At 36.8% G+C, this 25,028-nt stretch carries 26 protein-coding genes; 2 read left to right on the forward strand and 24 right to left on the reverse strand.

From position 1 onward, the window contains the following. From ILS93_RS05175 to ILS93_RS05200, 6 genes are all read right to left on the reverse strand, one after another. The gene (locus ILS93_RS05175) at positions 1 to 834 is read right to left on the reverse strand and encodes a GNAT family N-acetyltransferase (protein ID WP_064476938.1); all 834 of its coding nucleotides are present in this window, start codon (positions 832 to 834) and stop codon (positions 1 to 3) included. A 66-nt stretch (positions 835 to 900) separates the two neighbouring features. Next, positions 901 to 2,409, reverse strand: a complete 1,509-nt coding sequence (gene argH, locus ILS93_RS05180) for an argininosuccinate lyase (protein WP_064476939.1) — start codon at positions 2,407 to 2,409, stop codon at positions 901 to 903. Between the two features lie 101 nt (positions 2,410 to 2,510). Then, positions 2,511 to 3,620 carry a serine hydrolase gene (locus ILS93_RS05185; protein ID WP_000751361.1) on the reverse strand — a complete coding sequence of 370 codons (1,110 nt, stop codon included), beginning with the start codon at positions 3,618 to 3,620 and terminating at the stop codon, positions 2,511 to 2,513. Positions 3,621 to 3,737: 117 nt separating this feature from the next. Then, a complete protein-coding gene (locus ILS93_RS05190; protein ID WP_222660094.1) occupies positions 3,738 to 4,670 on the reverse strand; it encodes a nucleoside hydrolase in 933 nt (310 codons plus the stop codon). 119 nt (positions 4,671 to 4,789) lie between these two features. Beyond that, entirely contained in the window at positions 4,790 to 6,229 is a 1,440-nt protein-coding gene (panF, locus tag ILS93_RS05195; protein WP_001104842.1) for a sodium/pantothenate symporter, read from the reverse strand. A 3-nt stretch (positions 6,230 to 6,232) separates the two neighbouring features. Next, positions 6,233 to 6,511: a YhdT family protein gene (locus ILS93_RS05200; protein ID WP_000656242.1), complete on the reverse strand. Its 279-nt coding sequence runs from the start codon at positions 6,509 to 6,511 to the stop codon at positions 6,233 to 6,235. Positions 6,512 to 6,784: 273 nt separating this feature from the next. On the opposite strand from ILS93_RS05200, the gene dhaS reads away from it, so the two are divergent. Next, positions 6,785 to 8,269: an aldehyde dehydrogenase DhaS gene (gene dhaS, locus ILS93_RS05205; protein ID WP_064476941.1), complete on the forward strand. Its 1,485-nt coding sequence runs from the start codon at positions 6,785 to 6,787 to the stop codon at positions 8,267 to 8,269. A 51-nt stretch (positions 8,270 to 8,320) separates the two neighbouring features. Here dhaS and fabG read toward each other — a convergent pair whose 3' ends face one another. Further along, positions 8,321 to 9,061, reverse strand: coding sequence for a 3-oxoacyl-ACP reductase FabG (gene fabG, locus ILS93_RS05210; RefSeq protein ID WP_000395032.1), 741 nt, complete (start codon positions 9,059 to 9,061; stop codon positions 8,321 to 8,323). Positions 9,062 to 9,194: 133 nt separating this feature from the next. Here fabG and ILS93_RS05215 point away from each other — a divergent pair, with 133 nt between their 5' ends. After that, the gene (locus ILS93_RS05215; RefSeq protein WP_001035806.1) at positions 9,195 to 9,344 is read left to right on the forward strand and encodes a YfhD family protein; all 150 of its coding nucleotides are present in this window, start codon (positions 9,195 to 9,197) and stop codon (positions 9,342 to 9,344) included. Positions 9,345 to 9,417: 73 nt separating this feature from the next. Here the strand turns inward: ILS93_RS05215 and ILS93_RS05220 are convergent, their stop codons facing one another. The 17 genes from ILS93_RS05220 to fdhF all read right to left on the reverse strand — a co-directional run bounded on the left by ILS93_RS05220 (position 9,418) and on the right by fdhF (position 24,884). Next, positions 9,418 to 11,271: a terpene cyclase/mutase family protein gene (locus ILS93_RS05220; protein WP_064476942.1), complete on the reverse strand. Its 1,854-nt coding sequence runs from the start codon at positions 11,269 to 11,271 to the stop codon at positions 9,418 to 9,420. 99 nt (positions 11,272 to 11,370) lie between these two features. Beyond that, entirely contained in the window at positions 11,371 to 11,796 is a 426-nt protein-coding gene (locus ILS93_RS05225) for a divergent PAP2 family protein (RefSeq protein WP_000447816.1), read from the reverse strand. A gap of 78 nt (positions 11,797 to 11,874) precedes the next feature. Further along, a complete protein-coding gene (gene rarD / locus ILS93_RS05230) occupies positions 11,875 to 12,816 on the reverse strand; it encodes an EamA family transporter RarD (protein WP_088047043.1) in 942 nt (313 codons plus the stop codon). Between the two features lie 91 nt (positions 12,817 to 12,907). Next, a complete protein-coding gene (locus tag ILS93_RS05235; protein ID WP_000871331.1) occupies positions 12,908 to 13,156 on the reverse strand; it encodes a DUF1294 domain-containing protein in 249 nt (82 codons plus the stop codon). Between the two features lie 158 nt (positions 13,157 to 13,314). Next, positions 13,315 to 13,713 (reverse strand): nucleoside triphosphate pyrophosphohydrolase family protein, encoded by a 399-nt coding sequence (locus tag ILS93_RS05240; protein ID WP_064476944.1) that lies wholly within the window; start codon positions 13,711 to 13,713, stop codon positions 13,315 to 13,317. Positions 13,714 to 13,755: 42 nt separating this feature from the next. Further along, a complete protein-coding gene (locus ILS93_RS05245; RefSeq protein WP_064476945.1) occupies positions 13,756 to 13,980 on the reverse strand; it encodes a hypothetical protein in 225 nt (74 codons plus the stop codon). Between the two features lie 15 nt (positions 13,981 to 13,995). Then, a complete protein-coding gene (locus ILS93_RS05250) occupies positions 13,996 to 15,045 on the reverse strand; it encodes a P-loop NTPase (protein WP_064476946.1) in 1,050 nt (349 codons plus the stop codon). Positions 15,046 to 15,105: 60 nt separating this feature from the next. After that, the gene (gene moaD, locus ILS93_RS05255) at positions 15,106 to 15,342 is read right to left on the reverse strand and encodes a molybdopterin converting factor subunit 1 (RefSeq protein WP_064476947.1); all 237 of its coding nucleotides are present in this window, start codon (positions 15,340 to 15,342) and stop codon (positions 15,106 to 15,108) included. 4 nt (positions 15,343 to 15,346) lie between these two features. Next, positions 15,347 to 15,811 (reverse strand): molybdopterin synthase catalytic subunit MoaE, encoded by a 465-nt coding sequence (gene moaE, locus ILS93_RS05260; RefSeq protein WP_064476948.1) that lies wholly within the window; start codon positions 15,809 to 15,811, stop codon positions 15,347 to 15,349. Continuing rightward, positions 15,792 to 17,099: a molybdopterin molybdotransferase MoeA gene (gene moeA / locus ILS93_RS05265; RefSeq protein ID WP_222660096.1), complete on the reverse strand. Its 1,308-nt coding sequence runs from the start codon at positions 17,097 to 17,099 to the stop codon at positions 15,792 to 15,794. Before moeA ends, moaE begins: the two co-directional genes overlap by 20 nt. An 18-nt stretch (positions 17,100 to 17,117) precedes the next feature. Beyond that, entirely contained in the window at positions 17,118 to 18,134 is a 1,017-nt protein-coding gene (locus tag ILS93_RS05270) for a molybdopterin-synthase adenylyltransferase MoeB (RefSeq protein WP_064476950.1), read from the reverse strand. A 24-nt stretch (positions 18,135 to 18,158) separates the two neighbouring features. Continuing rightward, entirely contained in the window at positions 18,159 to 18,938 is a 780-nt protein-coding gene (locus tag ILS93_RS05275; RefSeq protein WP_029439229.1) for a formate channel, read from the reverse strand. Positions 18,939 to 19,138: 200 nt separating this feature from the next. After that, complete coding sequence (gene moaA, locus ILS93_RS05280; RefSeq protein ID WP_222660098.1) at positions 19,139 to 20,155, reverse strand: GTP 3',8-cyclase MoaA; 1,017 nt, start codon at positions 20,153 to 20,155, stop codon at positions 19,139 to 19,141. Positions 20,156 to 20,175: 20 nt separating this feature from the next. After that, on the reverse strand, positions 20,176 to 20,973 hold the full coding sequence (gene fdhD, locus ILS93_RS05285; protein WP_000802678.1) for a formate dehydrogenase accessory sulfurtransferase FdhD: 798 nt from the start codon (positions 20,971 to 20,973) through the stop codon (positions 20,176 to 20,178). Between the two features lie 16 nt (positions 20,974 to 20,989). Further along, entirely contained in the window at positions 20,990 to 21,334 is a 345-nt protein-coding gene (locus ILS93_RS05290) for a Na-translocating system protein MpsC family protein (protein WP_000039582.1), read from the reverse strand. Between the two features lie 115 nt (positions 21,335 to 21,449). Beyond that, positions 21,450 to 21,932: a helical membrane plugin domain-containing protein gene (locus ILS93_RS05295; protein WP_064476952.1), complete on the reverse strand. Its 483-nt coding sequence runs from the start codon at positions 21,930 to 21,932 to the stop codon at positions 21,450 to 21,452. Positions 21,933 to 21,944: 12 nt separating this feature from the next. Beyond that, positions 21,945 to 24,884, reverse strand: a complete 2,940-nt coding sequence (gene fdhF, locus ILS93_RS05300) for a formate dehydrogenase subunit alpha (RefSeq protein WP_064476953.1) — start codon at positions 24,882 to 24,884, stop codon at positions 21,945 to 21,947. Positions 24,885 to 25,028: the final 144 nt, after the last annotated feature.

The following is a 25,028-nucleotide window of genomic DNA, read 5'->3' on the forward strand; positions in this document are numbered from 1 at the left end:
TTATTTCTCTAAAAATATAAGTACAGACTCCGCAATTTTTTCATAACCAATTTCTTGATAAATTTTATTAGACGTAGGGTTTGCTAGATCAGTATATAACGTAGTCGTCTTATATCCTTCATCTAACATACGTTGACTAAGTGCAGCGACACAACTAGATGCGTACCCTTTTTTCCGCGCTTCTTTCGGTGTATATACGAAATTAACTGTTATATTGTTTGTAGTTGGTCTCGTTTTTGCAGCTACAGAAACAAGCTTCCCATCTACTTCTAAACCAAATAGACGACGGTTCGTAATTAATGTATGAGCGGTTTGTTTCGCTTCTTCTTTCGTAGTAGGAAGCCTTACATCTTCGCAAAATTGATAAATCCACTGTTCTATTAATGGTAGCTCATCACTACCTATTTCTCGAAAATCCCCATCCTCGGTCCACTTCTTCTTAACTTGTTGTAATGCATACACACCTTGCTCCATTACAACATTCGTTTTCTTATTTTCTAACACGGCAGTCTCTTCCGCTAATTTCTGTACAATTTTCTTATTACCAATCAATCCAGGAACATTTGAATATACTTTCGTTAATTTTTTTGCAAGTTCCACGATATCCTCTTCCGCAATTTCAGACGTAGCAACAATGATTTGTTTCTTTTCTTCTGTTTGAAGAAATACAACTACAATTTCTTCCTCTTGTTTTGCTACCCCCATAAATATCGGTTGTTGGACCATTTGTAATACACCTAATATGAGATTATTTTCCTGCTCATTCTTTTCTAAAAATGGTGTAACCTCTTCTTTAAAATTAAGAATCTCTTCGTATACATGTAATTGAATCATCGACAATCTCTTCCCTCTATTTATAGTTTCATTAAGTATTGGCGATTAATTCATTAAATCCCTCTTTTACGATTCAATACTATGCGAAGTTAACATATTCAAATCAGTTTCAGCTTGTAAAATTCTCTGTTTTTCTTTTTCAAATACCTCTTCTTCTTTTTGAAATGACTCTTTTCGATTTTTAATCATACGCTCCATTTCTTTTTTACTCGGTCCACCGTATACATTTCTTTTTTGAATAAATGCTTCTGGCGATATAATTTCATTCCACTCTTTTTCCAATAAATGTATTTTGAATTTTTCTTGTAAGTATATATTTACATCTTTTAAATGTAATTCATGCAGCTCCTTTTGCTGCTCCAATGACATATTCGCAATAACACTCGCTGCATGATGCGCATGCCGAAATGGAATGCTATAGTTTTTTGTTAAAACATCTGCGAAATCAGTTATCGTAATTGCATGTTTATAAGAACGACTTTTCAACGTTTCTTCTTCTACTTTCATCGTTCGAATCACTGCATTCATAATACAAAAAACACGAATGGTCTTTTCAATTCCTTTATATAAATACGGCTGCAAATCATCTTCTGTATCGACAATATCACCAAATGGTGTATTATGAATCATTTGAAATACTGTAAATGCTTCTCCTAAAGCGCTACTCGTAATCGCACGGGCGTGTTCAATGGAAACTGGATTTCGCTTTTGCGGCATAATGCTACTTATTTGTACATATGGCTTTGCAACAGTAATACCATCATATTCTTTCGTCGCTAATAATAAAAAGTCATGAATCCATCTGCTCGTATTCGTCATAATTACCATAAGTAACGAGCTAACTTCTAATAAATAATCCGCTCCAGCAACAGCATCATATGAGTTCTCAATTACATTTGTAAACCCAAGTAAATTGGCAACTCGCTCTCGTTTAATTGGGAAACTTGTTGTGGAAAGAGCGGCAGCTCCCATTGGAGACTGATTTATAAGTTTGTACGTTCGTTTCATTCGTTCTAAATCTCTCTGCATCGTATCATAAATAGCTAACGTATAATGACCAAATGTTGTGGGCTGCGCTGGTTGTGTATGTGTATAAGCTGGCATAATCGTTTCCTTATGATCAGCAGCAAGTTGTAGTATACTTTCTTGCAATAACAAATGATGCTCCATTAGTCGTAGTACATATCGCCTTAAACTCATACGATACATCGTTACACCCATATCATTTCTACTTCTACCAATATGCATATTACTTACAAAATCGCATTTCGCTTCTTGAGAAATTAAATGTTCGACTAGAAAAAAGAGATCTTCATGCTGCTCTGTATATAGCAATTGATCTTTTGGAATTCCCTCTATCTTTTTTAGTGCGTGTAATATAACTTTAGCTTCTTCCTTTTTCATTAAATTTTCTTCAGTCAGCATTGTAATATGTGCTTTATGCACTTGAAACATATCTTTTAATAAGTAATTTCGTTGAAAATGAAATACATGTTGTAATACACAATCCACATATGTTTTCCCAGGGAAATCAGCGCCTTCACTCTTTATAAACTCTTCTTTACTTTGTTTCATCACCTTTTCCCCTCTCACTTAAGTATTACTACCCATCATACCCACAGAGAGTAAAAAAGTGCTTGTACATAAAAATAAACTCGGTGCTCTCTGCACCGAGTTTACTTAATAAAAGTCGCATCATACTTATCACTTTGCAACACTTGGAAATGTAAGTTTGCTAAATGTTTCCGTATTTCTGCACTGTCGTCCTCATTTAAATTATTGGCTAAAAACACTATTTCTGTACAGTTCCCGCGTTTATCCATCGCATAAACTGCTTTTGTAACTGTCCATGGCGTATAACCATTCTTTTGCCCTGCATGTCTAAATGTTTTACGGTATTTTTTAGCACTCATATCCGTTTCAACGATATTAGCCCACACTTTTTCTTCGGCCTCTGTTAGGCCACCTTTATGATTTGCCTTTTGAAGCAGTACCATATAATCGTTTGCAGAAGCTGCTGGTAATCGATCTGACCAAATTTTATCGTAACGTTCCTCTAAATAAAGAGGTATTTCCTTCTGTAATAATGGCCCCTTCTTTTTTAAGCGTTCATGAATAATCATGGCATATTCACGATATTGTTCTTGAGACATTTCTTTTAACTTTTTCTCTATTTTATATTTCGGAACATGTAGTTCTTTATGCAAATATCCAGGGATGTATAAAGATGAAACAATCGGAAATAGCGGCTGATGTGCTGGAAGGGATAAACTTTGTAAATTTCGATTAATATTATCTAACCCTAACACTTCCATTAAATATTCAGCATTCGCATTCGAACTAAACTTAACCATTCCTTTTGCCACTTCTTCTAAAGAAACTGCCTCTTCTGTTATCTTGTCTGTCTTTTGCAAATACCTTTGCCATCTATCTTGTGCACCGCCATCTGTATTCGGCACATAATAACGATTTATATCATTAATGGAAACGAAACTAGATGGATCAATTTTTCCTTCCGTAACTTGTTTCGTATATTCAAGCGCCACAATTAACTTCATCGTACTAGCAACTGGCAATACAACATTTGGATTTACAGAATAAACAACTTTATCATTTCTCTTCACGAGAAGCGCACTATTTTTTTCATCTTTATGTTCTTCAATAAAGGATGCGATATACTGTGCATCATCATTATTTGAACTCCACACTTTTTTCACTAAAAAATTACCCGATATTAGCAAAACGAAAATACCCACAATCACTGCGCATACTATAGTTTTTTTCAAGTAAAATTCCTCTCCTATTGTATAACTCTTCTCTATCTATCTCTTACAAACAAAATAATGGAGATGATTATTTTAGTAATCATCTCCATTATTTTAACTTGTATTCTCCTATTATGTCTACGTCATAATTTTCACGAAGTCTTCGAGAAATTTTTTATAATGTAATGACCAACCAATTCGCACCCAATTCTTTAAAGATTTTGCATCAGGTTGTGGACGGAAATCAGCAATACTTTCTCCCTTTGCAATCCCTACTGTATCCACATCGACACGACGGTACACATAATCCAAAATAGACGGATTCGCCGCAACCATCATTGTAACAACGTCATGTACTGGGCTACCTGTTATTTTCGGATTTAACTTTTTATACGCTTTATAATAATACGTAAATATCGGTTCAATTAATTTATTAAAATTCGTTTTAGAGTGTTTCGTAATATATTTCACCATTTCTGGCGTAATAATTGCTTCAGATGTAACGTTAAGTGGCACTAATGTCAAATTCTTGGCATTTTGCATAACTAATTGTGACGCAATCGGATCACCATGAAAATTCGCCTCTGCGACTGGTGTCACATTGCCGGGCATTAAAAAAGCACCACCCATTATATAATATTCTTTCACATACTTCATCATCGGCTTTTCTAAAATAAATGCTGTCGCTAGTGTCGTTGACCTACCAGCATCAACAATGATTAATTCTCCTTTATACTTTTCAAGAATATCAAAAAAAGCACAAAAAGGTTTTATATTTGGCAAAAAAGCTTTTGGAGGTTTAATTGGCCCTAAGCCGTCTGCCCCATGAATTTCTGGATAATACGTTGTAACATCTCCGGATAAAGGAATTTTCGCACCATTAATAACAGGTATATCCTCCCGCCCTGCCATTTGCAGCAAATATGCTGCATTACTTGTCGCCTTTTCTTGTGTTACATTTCCATATCCGGTTACAACACCAACAATATCAATATCAGGATGCATAATTCCATACATGATGGCTAAAGAGTCATCAATTCCTGGGTCTCCCAAAAATAACACTTTTTTCATCGACCTCAACTCCATCCCCTCAATTGTTATTAATTTATGAATAACCTTACATATACAGAATAAAAAAGAATAAATTCACACAAAAAAACGTAGTCCTCTATAAGGACTACGTTCTTCCTCTAACCTATACTGTTTTTCTTCACAGCACTCATACTTCCAATGATATAAGCGATAAACGCAAAACAAATTGGGAAGACAACTGTATGTATACCGAACGGATTTGGATAGAAAAGATGAATACACATATATGAGCCTACCCCAACTAAAATAGAGGCAAGCGCTCCTGTTGCATTTCCTTTTCTCCAATATAACCCTAATACAATTGGCCAAATGAATGCTGCTTCTAATCCACCGAAAGAAAATAAATTTAACCATATTAAAAAATCTGGTGGTTTAATTGCTGCTGCATAAACAAGCAGCCCTACGATACCAGTAATCCACAAACTTCCTTTTCTGATCGTACTGTCTGCTGCATCTTTATTTATGTAATTTACGTATATGTCTTTAATAATTGATGAACTTACAAGTAACAATAACGAGTTTACTGTAGACATAATTGCTGCCATTGGCGCGGCTAAAAAAACTCCGGCTAACCAAGGTGGCAACACTTCCATCGCGAGTAGCGGCATTACTTTATCTGGTACCGTTATACCCGGAAGTACGACTCGTGCAAATACACCTGTTAAATGCATACCAATCATAATTGTACCTACAACAACCGTTCCAATTATTAACGCTTGATGCATAGCTTTTGAATTTTTATAAGACATGGCACGCACGCTAATTTGCGGTAAACCAACAACACCAATTCCAATTAAAATCCAAAATGATGTCACATATGATTTCGTTAAACTACCATCCGCTCCGAATGGTGTAATTAAATTTGGATTGATTTGAATAAGCTCCTGCATAATCTTTTCAATTCCACCACCAGCAATGACAGTAGCAATTAAAATGATTGTCGTTCCAACTAACATAATGATTCCTAATAACGTATCTGATAAAGCAACTGCACGAAACCCACCAATTAATACGTACACAAGTACAGAAAAAGTAAATAAAAATAGTGCTGTTGTATAAGATAGACCCGTTAGCGATTCAATTAATCGTCCACCGCCGACCCACTGAGCTACTGTTGCTGAAAATAAGAAGATAATTATACATAACGCAGAAAGTATAACAACTGCTTTATTATTGTATCTTCCCTTTAAATAATCGATAAGAGTAATAGCTTCCATCTTCCTAGCGATAATTGCAAACTTTTTACCGATAACCGTTAAAACGATATACCCTGTTACAACTTGAATCGCAGATAATAATACCCATCCGAGGCCCATATTGTACGCAATACCTGGACCACCAATAAAGCTACTAGCACTACCGTACGTAGCAATCATTGTCATCGCTAATAATAAACCGCCAAGTTCACGCCCACCAAGAAAATATTCTTGTAAAAATTTATTATTAGCAGTCGCTTGTACGCGTCTTGAAGCATATACACCAATTAAAAACACAACGATAAATGAAATTATCATTGGAATGATTACATACCAATTCATCTATTATTCCTCACTTTTTTCTTCCTCATCGAGTGAAATATCTTGAAATACAAAACGAACAACTAAACTAAGTAAAATAACCATAACGACAAATCCAACGATACAGCTATAAAAAAACCATGCTGGAAAACCGAATACATATGTATATTCACTTGGATTTTTACTACCAAGCCCATAAGCAAATCCGTACCATATTATAAAATTAATAATAGCAAGTCCAAGGCCAATTAACGCTTCTCTATGGGCGATTCGAAAGCGTGGATCATCATGATAATCCTTCATTTTTCTCCCTCCTCTCACGATGTATTATTGTACCATTGTTCTTCTAGTTTTTCCTACTAGAAAGCAAAAACAAGCAGGATTTTTTATAATCATATAGAAGACTCTCTTACATTACATATTTTTTACAATTGTAACACAAATGAAATTTGAATTTTCAGTATTTGTTAATTATGATTAAAATTAGAGGCTTTCCATCTAGTTCCCACATCCTTGATTTCGGAATAAACGCCGTCTCGTACTGCGTTTACATTATATTTTCAAGGGGGTTATACAATGAGTCAACTAGCTGTAAATCTTCATGAAAAGGTAGAAAAGTTTCTTCAAGGTACAAAAAAGTTATATGTGAATGGATCTTTCATCGAAAGCGCTTCCGGTAAAACATTTAAAACACCTAACCCAGCAACCGGCGAAACACTTGCTGTCGTTTCTGAAGCGGGTCGCGAAGATATTCATAAAGCTGTCGTTGCAGCTCGCATGGCTTTTGATGAAGGCCCTTGGTCTCGCATGAGCACTGCTGAGCGAAGCCGTCTTATGTACAAGTTAGCTGATTTAATGGAAGAACATAAAGAAGAGCTTGCACAGCTTGAAACGTTAGATAACGGAAAGCCAATTCGTGAAACAATGGCAGCAGACATACCACTTGCAATTGAGCATATGCGCTATTATGCTGGCTGGGCTACGAAAATTGTCGGTCAAACAATCCCTGTTTCTGGTAATTTCTTTAACTATACACGCCATGAAGCTGTTGGTGTCGTTGGTCAAATTATTCCTTGGAACTTCCCACTTCTTATGGCAATGTGGAAAATGGGAGCAGCGCTTGCTACAGGATGTACAATCGTTTTAAAACCTGCAGAACAAACTCCACTATCCGCTCTATACTTAGCTGAATTAATTGAAGAAGCTGGATTCCCGAAAGGAGTTATTAATATCGTTCCTGGATTCGGTGAATCAGCTGGGCAAGCACTGGTTAATCATCCACTCGTTGATAAAATTGCATTTACTGGTTCTACTCCAGTCGGTAAACAAATTATGCGACAAGCATCTGAATCATTAAAACGCGTTACACTTGAGTTAGGCGGTAAATCACCAAATATCATCTTGCCAGATGCTGATTTATCTCGCGCGATTCCTGGTGCACTTTCTGGTGTTATGTTTAACCAAGGACAAGTATGCTCTGCTGGATCACGCTTATTTGTTCCGAAGAAAATGTATGATAATGTCATGGCTGATCTCGTCCTCTATTCAAAAAAACTAAATCAAGGTGTCGGTCTTAACCCTGAAACAACAATCGGTCCTCTCGTTTCCGAAGAACAACAAAAACGTGTAATGGGCTACATTGAAAAAGGAATTGAAGAAGGCGCTGAAGTACTTTGCGGAGGAAGTAATCCATTCGACCAAGGCTACTTCGTTTCTCCTACAGTATTCGCTGACGTAAATGACGAAATGACGATTGCAAAAGAAGAAATTTTCGGTCCAGTTATTTCTGCAATACCTTTTAACGATATTGATGAAGTAATTGAACGTGCAAATAAATCACAATTCGGCTTAGCGGCTGGTGTGTGGACAGAAAATGTTAAAACAGCACACTATGTTGCAAGTAAAGTACGTGCTGGTACTGTATGGGTAAACTGTTATAACGTCTTTGATGCAGCATCTCCATTTGGAGGATTTAAACAATCCGGTCTTGGCCGTGAAATGGGATCTTACGCATTAAATAACTATACAGAAGTGAAGAGCGTTTGGCTCAACTTAAATTAATGAAAAAAGAACCTGGCCTATCCGGTCAGGTTCTTTTCATTATGTATTCCTTTAAACTTGTAGTCCTCCGCTCACATTCAATACTTCTCCTGTAATATAGGATGCGTATTCTGATGCTAAAAAGGCAGCTGCGTTCGCAATATCTTCTGGCGTTCCAATTCTACCAACTGGAATCGCACCGACCATCTTTTCTTTCACTTTATCTGGTATCGTTTTTGTCATATCTGTATCCATAAATCCTGGGCAAATCGCGTTACACGTAATGCCGAAACTTCCAACTTCTTTCGCTGCCGTTTTCGTTAAACCTACAACGCCTGCCTTCGTAGCCGCATAATTTGCTTGACCTATGTTTCCTTCTCTACTAATTGAAGATATATTAATAATGCGTCCATACCCTTGTTGTCTCATGTAAAGAAGCGCTGGTTGCATACAATAAAAAACACCTGTTAAATTTACTTGCAGTACTTGTTCCCATTCTGGTTTCTCCATTTTATGTAACATAGCATCTCGCGTAATTCCTGCATTATTTACTAAAATGTGCAGTGTACCAAATGTTTGGACAGCGTATTCAATTAAGGACTTCGCATCATTTTGATTACTCACATCACAACGATACTGCTTCACTTCATATCCTTCATCTGATAATTCACGTGTCGTTTTTTGTAGCTTCTCTTCATTTACATCGCTAATTAATACTTTAGCCCCTAGTTTTGCATAAACCCTTGCAATCTCTTTTCCAATTCCCTGTGCAGCTCCTGTTACTACAGCTGTTTTCCCATTTAAAAACTCCATCCCTATCCCTCATTTCTATTACTTATACTGTATATTTCGGCTCTTTACTTCCCAATTCCTCTTTGTATAAAAAAGTCTATTTGTGTCAAACTAACTTTGCAACGTCGCATAAAACACAAGGAGATTGTGTCGAATGAACAAAAAAAATTTCAAGCAAAACAAAGCTGCTGATGGCATTGATGTTGAGTTCTCTCGTGAACTCGCTGACCACAATGACTTAGAAGCAAACGCACGTGCAAATGCCGCTGATGCACGTCAAAAACGCCAGTCAACAGAAAAATAAGGAACGCACAACCTTATTCTTTTCAACAGGGACCTACTACCCAACAAAAATAAACCGAGAGATATCTCTCGGTTTATTTTTGATATTGTTTTATATAATGTGCCAAAGTAAGTAGCGGATATATATGAGCGTAGCTATGGTAATAAATATAAAACCCACCTGGTAAACCTGTTCCGGTAGGATATTTTTCATTCACATAAGGATTCGCAAGCAAATATGAAATACCTTTTCGAATAGCTGGTGTTTCTTTATCATAGTAAGAAATGAGAGCATCTAACGCCCATGCTGTTTGGGATGGTGTACTGAATGGTAAAGTAACGAACTTTTTTTCCACACTACTGTGGCACGATTCCCCCCACCCACCATCTTCATGCTGTATATGTTCCAGCCATAAAGCTGCTCGTTTCATTGATGGATTGCTAGATGGAATTCCGAGTGACCGTAAACCAGTCATAACAGCCCACGTACCATATATATAACAAATCCCCCATTTCCCATACCATGATCCATTTTCTTCTTGCACATTCATTAACCAATTTATCGCACTTTGTTTTTGTTTCTCAGGCAATTCATTTTGCGCGTATGTCCCGAAAAGCTCTAACACTCTTCCTGTAATATCTGGTGTAGAGGGATCTGTAATCATATCGCTTGCATTTTCGATTGGTAAATTTGCTAATAAATTACTCGTCACACCTTTTTCAAACGCTCCCCAACCACCATCATTATTTTGTAATCCTTTAACCCAATTGACCCCTTTCTTCCAAGCATTATCTACATTTTCGTTCCCTCTACTTCTTGCCAACGCTCTTAGCACAGCTGTTGTATCATCGACATCTGGAATTGTCGTATTCACATCCGAAAAACCCCAACCGCCTGGAGTCAGCGCAGGAGCATGTACGCTCCAATCAGCTTTTTTTGTATGCTGTTTTTTTAATACATACGCTGCTGCGTGTTGAATCATCTTATTATCTTTCGAAGTGTAGGCCTCTTGTAACGTATAGCTGAGTAAAGCCGTATCCCATACAGTTGAAGGAGAGTTTTGCAAATGATTCCCTCTTTCCATCTTCCATATATAAGATGTTATCCCTGCTATAGCTTTTTGAATCATTGATGATTGAAGAGAATGTCCTAACGCGAGTAAAGCATAAATCATATAAAATGAGGCAGTTGCGTAACTATATAACGTTCCATTTTCATCAATACGCTCTTTCATAAAACGTTCGACTTCCTCATATCCTTTATGGTGTAAAGAAAGTGGATACGATATGATTTGTTTTACATCACTTAATAACGTTTGAAACAACGGAGACCGCTCCTCCCGAAACCATTCCCCGCCCCCGCCTGCGATATGATTTAAATTTGGCAGTAACTTTTTTCCTACTCGAAATCTTTTATTTAAACAAACCATCATCGGAATTAAATGGATACGTGCTGAGCTACTCAATTCAAATATACTGAGGGGTGAATCATTTTGCAGAAACATAATAGGTGTTGGCAAATGAAAAAGCGAAGGGTATTCATATTCTCCATGAATTGCTAATAAAAACTTCGTCATAAAATGAGCACGCGCCACGCCTCCACGTTCCTTAATAAACATTTCGGCCCGCCTCATATTCGCATCTTCTTTTGTATATTTTTTTGAAGCTAGTAAGGCAGCATAAGATTGAATTGTAGCAGATAAATTGCCACCCACTTCATCTTCATACAATTTCCATGTTCCTTCATTTGTTTGAAGTGATGCTAATCTTTTTACAAACGGTTCTATTTCTTTATCTCTACCTAATAATTTTAATAAAAAAATCATATGGCAATCTGTTAATGGTGCTCCTTCAAAACAAAACTGCCACGTACCATCTTGCCGTTGCATCGTTTGAAGTGCAGTTGTTCTTCTCGCTATTTCTTCATGCACTTTTTCATATAATAACAAGTTACTCACCCACCCTTTCGAAATCCGTATAACGATATTCAAAAAGGTAGCTAAATATGTATGAAAACAAAGAAAAACAGAACATATAAAATGTTCTGCTCATAAGCAATATCCCACTCCGACAATAATCCCTACTAAAGCACCGACTACTACTTCATACGGTGTATGCCCGACAAGTTCATTTAACTTCTTATATTCTGTTTGTCTACCGTGAAAGAACTCATTCAATATTTTCGCTTGTTTACTAACTGCAAGTCTTACTCCTGAAGCATCATACATAACAATTATTGCAAAGATAGCAGCAATAGCAAATAAGGTACTTTCCACACCTTCCACAACGCCAACACCTGTCGCAAGTGCTGTAACAGTTGAAGCATGAGAACTCGGCATCCCACCTGAAGCGAAAAACTTTGCAAAATCAAATTCACCCGTTTTGAATAATTTAAAGACTACTTTCGTTAATTGTGCTAGAAACCATGAAATTACAGCGGCCATAAGCGGATCATTATGTAAAATTGTTTCCACGTTCTCAGCTCCCTACTGACTATAATGGAAATCTATATAGTAACAGTATAAAGAAAAATGCGTAGAAAATACTACGCATTATGATACTTTTGCTGATTTATTTTTTATAAATTTCGGTTGTTTCTGCACTAAAAACTTTGTTTTCGCTATTGAAAACACAAATAATGCAACCCATATACAGAAAAATGCCATCATATGAGTAGATGTGAAATGTTCACCAAATACGAATACACCTAAAATTAAACTAATCGTTGGTGCAATATATTGTAAAAATCCTACCATATAAAGCGGAATAAGTTGTGCTCCTTTTGCAAAATAAAAAAGTGGTAAAGCTGTAACGATACCTGCTCCTATTAATAGTAACGTCGATAACATGGAAATAGATCCAAATGAACCGAATCCATGCGCTCCTGTCATAACGAGATAGATAATCGCAAACGGCGTCACTAACATTGTTTCCATCGTAAGACCAATTGTCGCATCATAGTTTAACAATTTTTTCGTTAATCCATATAATCCAAATGAAAAGGCAAGTGATAAAGAAACCCACGGAATAGATCCGAAACGCACTGTTAAAATGATAACCCCTACTCCAGCTAAACCAACTGCAACATATTGCCAAAAGTTTAACTTTTCCTTTAATACAACTGTACCAAGTAAAATACTAATAAGCGGATTAATATAATATCCAAGACTTGCTTCAATAACATGATTATGATTAACGGCCCATATGTAGACAAACCAGTTTCCGCTAATCAAGACTGAAGCTATTGTTAATGACATTAATAATTTAGGTCGTTTAAAAAGATTCACGAACTCCCCAATAAACTGACGAAATCTCTTCGTAACACCTAATACAAGTAACATAAAAACGAACGCCCAAACAATGCGGTGTGCTAATATTTCATCTGCTGGAACTTCCTCAACCCATTTCCAATAGATTGGTAGGATTCCCCACATCGTATAAGCACCAGCCGCATATATAATCCCTTTTTTTTGCTGTGCTGATTGACTCCCCATCTTCCCTTTTCTCCTCTTCTCGTTTTTCTCCATTATACGGTCCCGCATGCTCACTTTACCAATAATCAATCTGCAATTCTTTCGACATTTCTCATACAGCAAAAAGTAAACATACTGTTATAACGACAAGTAACGGTATACCGAAAACAAATTTCTTTTTATGTGTTTTATGGTGAAACATATACATACCAATCCAAGCACCAACTGCGCCTCCAGCTACCGCTGATAAAAACAACGTACTTTCTGGCGTTCTCCACTGTTTCTTCTTCGCTTTTCGTTTATCAAGCCCCATAAGGCTAAAAGCTATAACGTTAATAATAATAAAATAAATCCATTTCATCGCTTTCTCTCCCTATGAAAAATCCGCTTAATGGTAACATGAAAAAACGATGGAAACAACTGAAGAACTCTTTTTATTAATTAGTTACCTTTATATTTAAATAACCAACTAAAATTGCAGTTAAAGCAATTAAATAGAAAGATATTATGAGCAGAATCTTATATTGCCTTCCCTTCATCCACTACCATATCATCGAAAAAACTTCTCTCAATCTCTTTTTCATCAAAATGCAGAACTACAATTAGTCCTACATATAAAGAAACGAAATTTAGAAACCATTTCCCATTATCATCTTTCTTAGCTAAACATTTAAATATCTCTTGAAATTGCATACGTTCATCTGCAGCAACAACCGGGCGCACACCAAAATATTTCAATACGAAATGTAGGTTCAGCTGCACGGATAATGATAAAATATATTTTAATATCTCCGTATACTCCGCACTATCTTTTTGACTATACAACTTCACAAGCTTTTGATGTAAAGTAGAAATCGATAATTCTTCTTCAGTCACTTTAGTTGCTTCTATCGTTTCAATCATCTTTTTCATATCCATTACATTCATCCCTTCTGCAAAAAAACAAAAGCCAAAGCGTATTTATTTTATAATCAGCAATAATTGAGTATTTCTCATCTCTCGTTCATCTTCACTAACTAAGTCATACTTTTTTAAAAGATGAAAGATATCATTTAATATTTCCTGTGAATGATTCCCTCCCAAAAATCCCTTTAACTCTTTAAAAATCACTTCCGGTAAAAAACTCTTCTGACTTTCAAGCTTATTCATTACATCTTCCATAGAATGATCGATATTACACGCCATACTAAACTTCCCCCTCTATCCTCTATAAATAATATCCTCCGCTAACGATGTAAACACTTCTCCTACAAGAGACTCTTCATCATATACAGATGAACCGTTATTTTCTTCTCGTTTTGCAAAAGGTATTTGTGCAATCACTTCTGTTTGCAATTGTTCTGCAAGCATTTCGCCGCCACCTTTTCCGAAGAGATAATTTTTCGATCCATCTTGTTCTTCATAATAAGCCATATTTTCTACAATACCTAAAATCTCGTGTTTCGTATGTTTTGCCATAACACCTACTCTAGATGCTACGAATGAAGCTACGTTGTGTGGTGTTGTAACGATAATTTCTTGCGCCTGCGGGATCATTGCTGCAACATCAATAGCTACATCTCCTGTGCCAGGTGGTAAATCAAGAAGTAAATAATCTAATTCTCCCCAGTGCGTATTCGCAAGGAAATTTTGAATCCATTTATTTAACATCGGTCCGCGCCACATAACTGGGTTATTTCCTTCCGTAAAAAATCCCATCGACATAATTTTAACACCGTGACTAACAACTGGAATTGCTGTTTGATCAATCATCGTCGGTTTTTGATTCGTTTCCATCATAGCTGGAATGCTAAAACCATACATATCTGCATCTAATATCCCCACTTTTTTGCCCATACGAGCTAAAGCAGTTGCAAGGTTAATTGTCACCGTTGATTTTCCAACTCCACCTTTACCGCTCGTTACAGTAATAAATCGTACCCCTGAATCAAGGCGAAGCATGCTCGGCATTCCAGTTTCTGTTCTACTATTTTTCTTTAACTTCTCTGTTAGCGCAGCTCGTTCTTCTTGTGTCATAGAACCAAATGTCAAATCTACTTTAGATGCACCAATTGCCTGAAGAGACTCTTCCACATCTTGTTGAATTTTTACCTTTAATGGACAACCTTGAATCGTTAGCACTACTTCAAGTTTAACCTCTGTTCCATTCATTTGTATATTTCTAACCATATTTAATTCTACAATACTTTTGTGTAACTCCGGATCCTCTACATGTTTTAATGCGTTCATTATTTGTTCTTGAGTAATCATAGAACTCATCCCTTCTCGTATTCGAATTTATATACAACATCTTCTTGGCGAAAAAGCTTATTATCCCCCACTAACGGGCGGGATTAATGCGACTATATCTCCAGCTTTTATCATCTCTTCATCCGTTACAAACTCTTCATTAACAGCCACAATCACTCTATCAAGCGATTGTAAGCAATAGCTTGCTTTGAACCATTCTTTTAATTGCTGAACTGTCATTTCTTGCTTTTCTAAAATTACTAGTCGATCCGATCCAACTTCCTCACGTAAATTTGCGAACAATAAAATTGTAATCATCTTCTCATTCTTCCTTCTTCGGTTTTCCATCCGGATATGCCGTATTTTCAAGTTGATCTCCAATCCACATCGTTCCATCTTCCCAAAATTCTTTTTTCCAAATTGGGACGATTCGTTTTATACGTTCAATCGCGTATTCATTCGCTTCATACGCTACTTTACGATGCGGTGATGAAACTGCAATAACGACCGCAATATCCATGATTTCTAACCGCCCTACTCGGTGCGTAATTGCTACTTTTGCGTCCGGCCATTTTCCATTAATTTCTTCATCAATTTTCGTAAGTTGTTTTACTGCCATCGGTTTATATGCTTCATACTCTAAATGTAATGTTCGTTTTCCTTTTGTTAACTCTCTCACCGTACCAATAAAAGTTGTAATTGCACCTGCTTCTCTTCTTGCGACTTTATTCGTTACTTCTTCAACTACAATCGGTATATCTACAATCTCAAATAGCGCTTGTCCCATTAGAAACACCTCTCACTTTATAAAATGCCCAAGGCCATTCACTACCTTCGTTATCTTCCAGCAAGAGAACATCTACGAACATATCTTTTTTATAACCTCTCGTACCACCTGGAAGTACAATAAATATATTTGTCTCTGATAGAGAAGAAACCGAGCTAGATTTATCAAACCCTGACGGATAAGCAATTAATTGCCCTTCGTTATATGTCAGTTTTGCTCGCACAAATCTTGTAAATGGATTTGGTTTTAGAAAATCTTCTCCTAATAACGCTTTTTCTCTTTTTACATGTGCTTTCTCACTAAACATATACGTCCGAATACACGGTCTTACAAATAATTCAAATCCTACGTAACAAGCAGATGGATTTCCTGATAAACCAAATAATAACTTGCCATTTAATTGCGCTACAGTCGTAACACTTCCTGGCCGCATTGCAACTTTATTGAAAAGAACCGATGCACCTAACTTTTCGTAAATAGCTGGTAAATAATCGTAATCCCCTACTGATACACCGCCTGTTGTAATGAGCATATCCACTTGGCTTAACGCTTCTTTTACAGCTGTGAAACATGTATGAAAATCATCGCTAAACTTCCCAAAATATTTTACTCTTCCGCCCGCTCTTCGAATTTGAGACAATATCATATACGTATTACTATTTCGGATTTTCCCTGGCTGTAATGAATCATTTACATCCAGTAATTCACTACCAGTCGCTAACAATCCAATTACAGGCTTTCTTGCCACTGGTACCTCACTATATCCGAACGTAGCAAGCAGAGCAGAAATACCTGGATGAATGTATGATCCTTTTTTTGCAAGAACCGTTCCTTTACGAGCATCTTCACCTTGAAAAGAAATATTGTCGCCCATTTTGAATGATCGCTCCACTTCCATATAATTGTTGCCAGCTTCCTCATATTGACGAGTCAACTCTAACATAACAACCGCATCACACCCATTCGGAATTTGTGCTCCCGTCATAATTCGAACTGCTTGAAACGGACCTACTTTCTCGTGGAATATTGATCCCGCACCAATTTCACCAACTACTTCAAACACAATTGGCGTTTCATAACTTGCTACATTCGTATCTTCTGCTCTAATAGCAAATCCGTCATACGGTGAACGATTGAATGAAGGTACATCATGGTCAGCTACTAAATCCTCCGCTAATATACGCCCGTAAGCTAATTCAATAGGTAGTAGCTCCTTTAATCCCTCATTAGCAAATCCCATTACTTTACGAACAGCTTCTTCAACCGTAATTGGCACTCTTCTTTCCATTATTGACAACCCTTTCTATTAACCGAATACGCGATAATATAATTGTTTCGCTTTCGAAATATCATTTGTACCATGAATGAAAACACGACCATCCTGAAAAATAACGACGCGGTAATCATCTAATTGGCAAGATAGTAAATACGGATTCCGATCTACTTTCCCCAGTTTTTTTAATACGTTTTCTATATCGTCAAAATCGTACTTCCTATTTTCTACTGGCCTAATTTGCACTGTATTTCTTCCGCATAAAGCAGCTACCTTCGTTTGGTTTTCGTATGATAAATAAGGATAAGTTCGATTCGAACCGCACGAAGGGCAATCGTCTGTTTTTATTTTCCCTAGTTTTATAAAATGATTTTGATTACTCCATATATCAAACATGAAAAATGTTTTTCTAATTGCTGAGAAATCTCCTACTAAAATTTTGAATGCTTCCGCCACTTGATATGCTGCGACAATTTGAACAGTCGGGCTAATAATTCCAGCTGTATCACATGTCACACCTGTAACAGGAACGTTCTTCAGCACACAATGTAAACATGGGGTCTTTTGCGGAATAACTGTATAACTCATACCGTACGATCCAACGCAAGAACCATATACCCACGGGATATTATGTTTTTGTGATAAGTCATTTATTACAAATCGAATATCAAAATTATCTGTTGCATCAATTATTACATCTACATTTTTTAATAGGTCTTCCATGTTTTCTGCACTTGCATCCATTAAGAAGGCATCTATGTGTACTTCCGAATTAATTCGCTCTAACCGGTTTTTAGCAGCAATTGCTTTCGGCATTTTTTCTCTCGCATCTTGTTCAGAGTACAATTGTTGCCTTTGTAAATTACTCCATTCAACGTAGTCACGATCAATAATCGTCAACTTACCAATACCTGCACGTACGAAACTTTCAGCACTTGCACTTCCTAATGCGCCTGCTCCTACAATTAACACATGTTTATTTCGAATTTTTTCTTGCCCTTTACTCCCAATTGGTTTGAACAACTGTTGTCGTGAATACCGCTCAGCCATTACATACCCTTCCTCTCACGAGCTCTATTTCATATTAGAATGTTGTTTTTGATAACAAGCAAAGTAAGCAAATCCAACAAATCCAGCTCCTCCAATTACATTTCCAATAAAGACAGGAACAAAATTTCTAGCAAGGTCCATCCACGTCAGATGACCTGCAAAAATAACTGCTGAGATGACAAACATATTTGCTACCACTTGCTGAAATCCAATCACTACAAATGCCATAATGGGAATCCAAATTCCGATTATTTTTCCGACAAAATCACTCGTTCCATAAGCGAGCCAAAGCGCCAGACAAACGAGCCAATTACAACCAATTGCTAAAATTAAAGTTCTCCCAAACGATTCATGTAACTTTCCTTCTGCTATCGCTACCGTTTTATTTAAATAATCTCCCTCTGTTAATCCGCCAAGATGACCGAAACAATACGCTACGAAAATAGCTCCCACGAAATTCATGAAAGTAATCCAAATCCAGTTATTTAATACACTTACCAATGTAATTTTCTTTGCATATAGGGCCATAGACAGTGACATCATATTTCCAGTAATTAATTCTCCTCCTGCTAATACGACGAGCATCAGTCCAACAGGAAAAACCGCTCCTCCTAATACATTGACTAAACTCCCCCAGCGCTCAGGTAAATTACCTAAAACGCGAATGTTAAGTAAAAAACCGAGCGAAATAAACGCTCCTCCTAAAAAACCGAGAATAAGCATTGCTGGCAACGTCTGACTTACTTTTTGAACACCGGCCTCAATTACGAGTTCAGCAATTTGTTCCGGTTTATGAAATGCCATTACTAATTCCTCCATTTTCTCCAAATAAAAAAGCAGCTTCAAAAAACCTCCTCAAAATAAAGGTTTTTGAATGCTGCTTAATTTCTCTGCACATCTTTTACAGAGATATCAATCATCATTTTTACTATAAAATAGAAAATCTACAAACGTTGCACATTTTCCATTTTGTATATACTTCATCATAGCGTCACTTTTATATATCAACCACCAATATGTGACATTTCAATTTTAGGTATTCTTTTTTTACTTGTATTATTTAAGCGTTCATCTGAATAACGATCTTCTCTATTGTTCCATATATCGCGTACGATATATGTTATTTCCTCGTCAGTGTATCCAGATCGAAGTAGTTCTCTCAAGTCATTTCCTTTAGAAGCGAACAAACAAGTATATAATTTTCCTTCTGCAGAAATACGTGCTCTCGTACATGATGAACAGAAGGAATCTGTTACTGATGAAATAATACCTATTTCTTCATCACTTCCAATATAACGATAGCGAGTAGCAACTTCACCTGCATAATTCGCTTCTATCCGTTCTAATGGCATAACTTGATGAATGGCATCTACTATTTCTTGTTTCGAAACGACCTCTTTTAACTCCCAACCGTTATAATTCCCAACGTCCATATACTCAATAAAACGAAGAATATTCTTATTTTCCTTAAAGTATTGCGCCATCTGCAAAATATCTTGTTCATTTTTCCCTTTTTGAACGACCATGTTAATTTTAATTTTCATACCAACTTCAGCTGCAGCCTGTATTCCTTCCAGGACCCTTTGCACTTTGCTTCTATTACCATTCAAATAGAAAAACCGATCTTCTTCTAAGGAATCTAAACTAACTGTCACACGTGATAAACCCGCCTTATATAAATCAGGAGCAAACTTTTTCAGTAGTGATCCATTGGTTGTTAAACCGATATCCTCCACACCATCTATTTTATTAAGACGCTCAATAAGCTGCGGAAGACCTCTTCGAAGTAACGGTTCTCCGCCCGTAATTCGTAACTTTCTTACACCTAAAGAAACAAAAATACGTGTTATCCTTTCAATCTCATCAAAAGATAAAATTTTATCATTAGACAAAAACGAATAATCCGGACCAAATATTTCTTCTGGCATACAATAGCGACAGCGAAAATTACAGCGATCAGTAACAGAAATACGTAAATCCTTTAAAGGGCGTTGTAGTTTGTCTAATGTGACAGATTTCATCTTTATTGCCTCGCTTTTACTTATTTTATATTTATAACACGCTCTGGATGCGTATATACATTTAAGGATTGATTCCGAATAAACCCTATCGTAGTAATACCTAATTCTTCTGCTAGCTGCAAAGCCAACTCGGTTGGAGCTGATTTTGACAGTATAATTTCACAACCGATCTTTGCAACTTTCAATAATATTTCCGAAGAAATACGACCACTAAAAACAATAATTTTATCTTTTATAGAAATATTATTTTTTAAACAATAACCGTAAATTTTATCTAACGCATTATGCCTACCGATATCCATTCGGCTTAAAATAATGCCATTCACATCGCACAAAGATGCATTATGAACGCCGCCTGTATGACGAAATGTCTCCGCAGATTGCTGCATTTCTTTCATTAACCGAAAACAGTCCTCTACATCAACCTTTACATGGATACCATTCATTTTTTTAGCGCTTAGTGCATCATTTGCAAAAACAAACCCTTGTCTACTCATACCACAACAGGAAGTAATATATCGTTTATTTTGCATTTGTTCATAATACGGATTTACTTTTGTCGTTGTTACATGTACAAATCCTTCTTTTTCCTGTACCCATATGTCATCAATATCTTCATACTTCCGAATGATTCCTTCAGATGCCAAGAACCCGATTACCATGTCTTCTATATATTCTGGAGTACTAACCATTGTAACAAACTCCTGTCCGTTCATTTTGATCGTGACTGGAAACTCTGTTACAATGCTGTCCTCTATATGCTTAAACGCCCCTTGTTCATAACGGAAGATTTCTCTTTCTACCTGTATCGGTTTCACGATCAGTATCCTTCTCTCACGTTATATTTTTATCAAAAACAAATACCGAAACTGCAATATCCTCTTCTACTTTCATATCTGAAAATAAATTCACTAATTTCGCTCCAACAAGTTCCTCCAAATGTTCACGGGAATTCGCAGCATACACTTCTTGAATCATTTTCGTTCTAGCCATATGAACCATTTCCGCACCGTCCATCGTACTTGAAATGAATTTTTCAGTAGGTGTTAAGTTTCCATAAAGGGTTGCAATCGCCATATTTTCAGCAAATACAGTATGAATTCTTTCTGGCCCTTTTCCGAAAAGTTCTTTTCGAAGTTTTCGTATCATATCATTAAATTCATGTACTTTTTTTGACATACAATTATACCTCCCAAAAGCCTCATTTTACTTTATTATATATTTTACCAAAATGATCCTTCCGCCCAAACTATTTCGTACAAACATTTGGGCGAAATAGTTCACTTCATGAAGTTTATTCGTCTTTTAACCCTTTCCCCATACCTTTTAAGAAATGAAGTCCAAACCCGATAGCACGGTTAATGTCTGGGTCTTTCAATACTTTCATAAGATCGAATACCCCTACTTTTTTGTTACTCTCTAGATGTTCATTACCTTCTTCTAGTCCTACTAATAAGCTACCTATAAGCTTTTTCGTAAGCCCCGGATCAAGTTCTGTTAAAGCACCCGCAGCACCCATCATATTATTAATTAAATTTGTAACAGGCTCACGAGTCACTTGGCCAAGAACAATCTTTGCGATTGGTTCTTTCGCCTTTAGCATAGAATTTGCAGCTTCTAGCATTCCGATGTCATTTAATTCCCCAACAATATTAAACATTTGCTTTAAAGCTTCTTCATTATTAGCTAGGAGCTCTTTTAAATCATCTAATTTTTGCTGTTTTATTTCTTCCTCAGTTAATTCTTGTTTTTGAATCATTTTTATAGGTGCAGCCATATTTTTCTCCTCCTACTTATCCGTTAAATGCACATACCCTGGACGTGCCCACTTACGATTTACCTCAATACCAGCTTGAGGATGGCGTTTTTTGTTACGCGGGTTCGCTTTTGGCATCGGATTTGCGCCATCAACTTCTAGCACTTCCATACGCACTTTCGTTTGTTTATAAGCAGGTGTGTTCGTACGTACGTCCACAGCAGGACCTGTTAAGAAATTAATTGCTGTTTCATTATCTGTAGAGTTCATCGGTAAATATAACTCATTCGCTTTTACACGGTCTGTTACAAGTGCACGTAATTTTAATGCTCCAAAAGGAGAGACAAGGCGAACTAATGAACCTGTTTTCACTCCACGTTCTTTTGCAAGTGCTGGAGAAACTTCAACAAACACACCAGGTACTTTCGTTTGAATACCTGTTGATTTATTTGTCATATTCCCTTCATGGAAATGTTCAAGCATACGACCGTTATTAATGTGAAGATCGAACTCCGCTGGGAATTCAGCTGGACGTACCCAGTCAGCAATTGCAAAACGAGCTTTTTTATCTGGGAAGTTAAATCCATCTTGGAACAGAAGTGGTGTATTCGTTCCATCAAAACTTCCCCAATGGAAACTATTCCATCCTTCAAGTACTTCATAATTTGCTTGTGAGAATAGTGGTGATAAACTTGCCATTTCAGCAAAAATTTCACTTGGATGGCTATAATTCCAGTTTGCACCTAATTTATTCGCAATCTCCTGCACAATCCACCAATCTGGCTTCGCATCTCCAAGCGTAGGAAGAACTTGATACAATCTTTGTACACGACGCTCTGTATTTGTGAAAGTACCTTCTTTCTCAAGAGACGGTGCTGCCGGTAATACAACATCTGCATATTGAGCAGTTTTAGATAAGAAAACGTCTTGCACAACGAAGAAATCAAGGCTTGATAACACTTCATGTACGTGGTTCGCATTAGAGTCTACAAGAGCCATATCCTCTCCGACAAGATACATAGCTTTCATTTTCCCTTCATCAATTGCGTGAAGCATTTCAATATTATTAAGACCTGGTTCACTATTAATTTTCACTCCGTAAGCCATTTCAAATTTCGCACGTTCCATATCGTTAGTAACGTGCTGATATCCAGGAAGCCATCCTGGTAAAGTACCCATATCACAAGCACCTTGTACGTTATTATGGCCTCGAAGTGGATATGCACCAGCACCTGGACGACGATAATTACCTGTTGCAAGCAGTAAGTTTGAAATCGCAGCGGAAGTATCCGATCCACCTGTATTTTGCGTTACTCCCATACCCCAAAGGATACATGTACCATCTGCATCACGAATCATTTCAGCCATTTGAATAAGTGCTTCTTTTGAAATACCAGTCATTTCTTCTGCATATTCAAGTGTATATTCTTTCAGACTCTCTTTGAAATCTTCAAAGAAGTTTACATTCTCATCAATAAATCGTTGATCGTGCCAGCCTTGGTCAATCATATATTTCGTAACAGCCATTAACCATACTTGATCTGTTCCTTGTTTTGGACTAATAAAGATGTCTGAACGCTCTGCCATTTCTGTTTTACGAAGATCAGCCACAATTAATTTTTGTCCGTGTAATTTATGCGCACGTTTAATACGTGTAGCTAAAACTGGATGACCTTCTGTCGGATTACAACCTACAATAATAACAAGACCGGATTTTGCGATATCTTTAATCGTTCCAGCATCTCCACCCATACCAATTGTACGGAATAATCCGTCCGTCGCTGGTGATTGACAATAACGTGAGCAGTTATCAATATTATTCGTTTCAAATACTTGTCGAGCTAACTTCTGAATTACATAATTGTCTTCATTCGTAATTTTAGATGAAGAAATAAAACCGATAGCATCTTTACCGTATTCTTCTTTAATAGATCCTAATTTACTTGCAACTACATTTAGTGCTTCTTCCCATGTAGATTCAACAAACGCTCCATTTTTACGAATTAAAGGTTTCGTAATCCGTTCCTTAGAATTTACGAAATCCCAACCGAATTTTCCTTTTACACAAGTAGAAATTGCGTTAACTGGCGCATCAGAAGAAGGCTGTACTTTAAGAATTTTACGCCCTTTCGTCCACACTTCAAATGAACAACCTACACCACAAAATGTACATACTGTTTTCGTTTTCTTCGTACGAGTATCACGCATGGCCGCTTCCACTTCTGATACCGCAAAAATTCCGCTATATCCAGGCTCAACTTCTTTAATTAAATCTACCATCGGTTCAAGAATATCTGGTTTTAATCCCGTCATAAATCCAGCTTCACCGAGCATCGTTTTCTCCATTAAAGCATTACAAGGGCAAATGGTTACACATTGACCACAGCTCACGCATGAAGAATCATTAATATTTACTCCTTCATCCCAAATAACTCGTGGGCGTTCCGCTTCCCAGTCTATTGATAACGTTTCATTTACTTGTAAGTTTTGACATACCTCAACACATTGACCGCATGCAATACATTGATTAGGATCGTAGCGATAAAACGGATGCGTCATATCAACTTCACTTGCATCTACTTTTGGTTCATAAGGATATTTTTGATGTTCAATCTCCATTAATTCTGCTGTATTATGCAGTTTACAGTTCCCATTGTTGTTGTCACATACTGTACAGTATAATAAATGATTTTCTAGTAACCGATCCATTGCCTCTGTTTGTGCTTCTTTGGCATGAGCAGAATTACGTTCAATGTTCATACCTTCTGTCACTACTGCCGAACAAGAGCGCACTAACTTTCCGTCAACCTCTACAATACAAGTGTCACATGTTTGAATAGGATCTACTTCTGGCACGTAACAAATTTGCGGATGTTCAATCCCGTTCTCATTAATAACACCCAATATCGTTGAACCAGGCTCCGCTGTATACTTTTTTCCGTCAATTGTAATATGAACCATGTTGTTATTCATGGTCTTTCCCCCTTTTTGAGAATAAAAAAAACTCCACCACGAAAATATACGCACCACATTTCGGCACGTTATTATCATGGTGGAGTAGTTTATTAGCACATCTTGCTAAAATACCAATCCATTTATTCATAAATAAAATGATAG

It is taken from the genome of Bacillus sp. 16GRE42 (assembly GCF_019837435.1).
Classification (GTDB): Bacteria; Bacillota; Bacilli; order Bacillales; family Bacillaceae_G; genus Bacillus_A; species Bacillus_A wiedmannii.

Bases quoted from the DNA above. Each gene is read 5' to 3' on its own strand.
- ILS93_RS05175 (WP_064476938.1), bottom strand. From the start codon at position 834: ATGATTCAATTACATGTATACGAAGAGATTCTTAATTTTAAAGAAGAG.
- argH (WP_064476939.1), bottom strand. From the start codon at position 2,409: ATGAAACAAAGTAAAGAAGAGTTTATAAAGAGTGAAGGCGCTGATTTC.
- ILS93_RS05190 (WP_222660094.1), bottom strand. From the start codon at position 4,670: ATGAAAAAAGTGTTATTTTTGGGAGACCCAGGAATTGATGACTCTTTA.
- panF (WP_001104842.1), bottom strand. From the start codon at position 6,229: ATGAATTGGTATGTAATCATTCCAATGATAATTTCATTTATCGTTGTG.
- ILS93_RS05200 (WP_000656242.1), bottom strand. From the start codon at position 6,511: ATGAAGGATTATCATGATGATCCACGCTTTCGAATCGCCCATAGAGAA.
- dhaS (WP_064476941.1), top strand. From the start codon at position 6,785: ATGAGTCAACTAGCTGTAAATCTTCATGAAAAGGTAGAAAAGTTTCTT.
- fabG (WP_000395032.1), bottom strand. From the start codon at position 9,061: ATGGAGTTTTTAAATGGGAAAACAGCTGTAGTAACAGGAGCTGCACAG.
- ILS93_RS05215 (WP_001035806.1), top strand. From the start codon at position 9,195: ATGAACAAAAAAAATTTCAAGCAAAACAAAGCTGCTGATGGCATTGAT.
- rarD (WP_088047043.1), bottom strand. From the start codon at position 12,816: ATGGGGAGTCAATCAGCACAGCAAAAAAAAGGGATTATATATGCGGCT.
- ILS93_RS05235 (WP_000871331.1), bottom strand. From the start codon at position 13,156: ATGAAATGGATTTATTTTATTATTATTAACGTTATAGCTTTTAGCCTT.
- ILS93_RS05240 (WP_064476944.1), bottom strand. From the start codon at position 13,713: ATGGATATGAAAAAGATGATTGAAACGATAGAAGCAACTAAAGTGACT.
- ILS93_RS05245 (WP_064476945.1), bottom strand. From the start codon at position 13,980: ATGGCGTGTAATATCGATCATTCTATGGAAGATGTAATGAATAAGCTT.
- ILS93_RS05250 (WP_064476946.1), bottom strand. From the start codon at position 15,045: ATGATTACTCAAGAACAAATAATGAACGCATTAAAACATGTAGAGGAT.
- moaD (WP_064476947.1), bottom strand. From the start codon at position 15,342: ATGATTACAATTTTATTGTTCGCAAATTTACGTGAGGAAGTTGGATCG.
- moaE (WP_064476948.1), bottom strand. From the start codon at position 15,811: ATGGGACAAGCGCTATTTGAGATTGTAGATATACCGATTGTAGTTGAA.
- moeA (WP_222660096.1), bottom strand. From the start codon at position 17,099: ATGGAAAGAAGAGTGCCAATTACGGTTGAAGAAGCTGTTCGTAAAGTA.
- ILS93_RS05270 (WP_064476950.1), bottom strand. From the start codon at position 18,134: ATGGCTGAGCGGTATTCACGACAACAGTTGTTCAAACCAATTGGGAGT.
- ILS93_RS05275 (WP_029439229.1), bottom strand. From the start codon at position 18,938: ATGGCATTTCATAAACCGGAACAAATTGCTGAACTCGTAATTGAGGCC.
- moaA (WP_222660098.1), bottom strand. From the start codon at position 20,155: ATGAAATCTGTCACATTAGACAAACTACAACGCCCTTTAAAGGATTTA.
- ILS93_RS05290 (WP_000039582.1), bottom strand. From the start codon at position 21,334: ATGTCAAAAAAAGTACATGAATTTAATGATATGATACGAAAACTTCGA.
- ILS93_RS05295 (WP_064476952.1), bottom strand. From the start codon at position 21,932: ATGGCTGCACCTATAAAAATGATTCAAAAACAAGAATTAACTGAGGAA.
- fdhF (WP_064476953.1), bottom strand. From the start codon at position 24,884: ATGAATAACAACATGGTTCATATTACAATTGACGGAAAAAAGTATACA.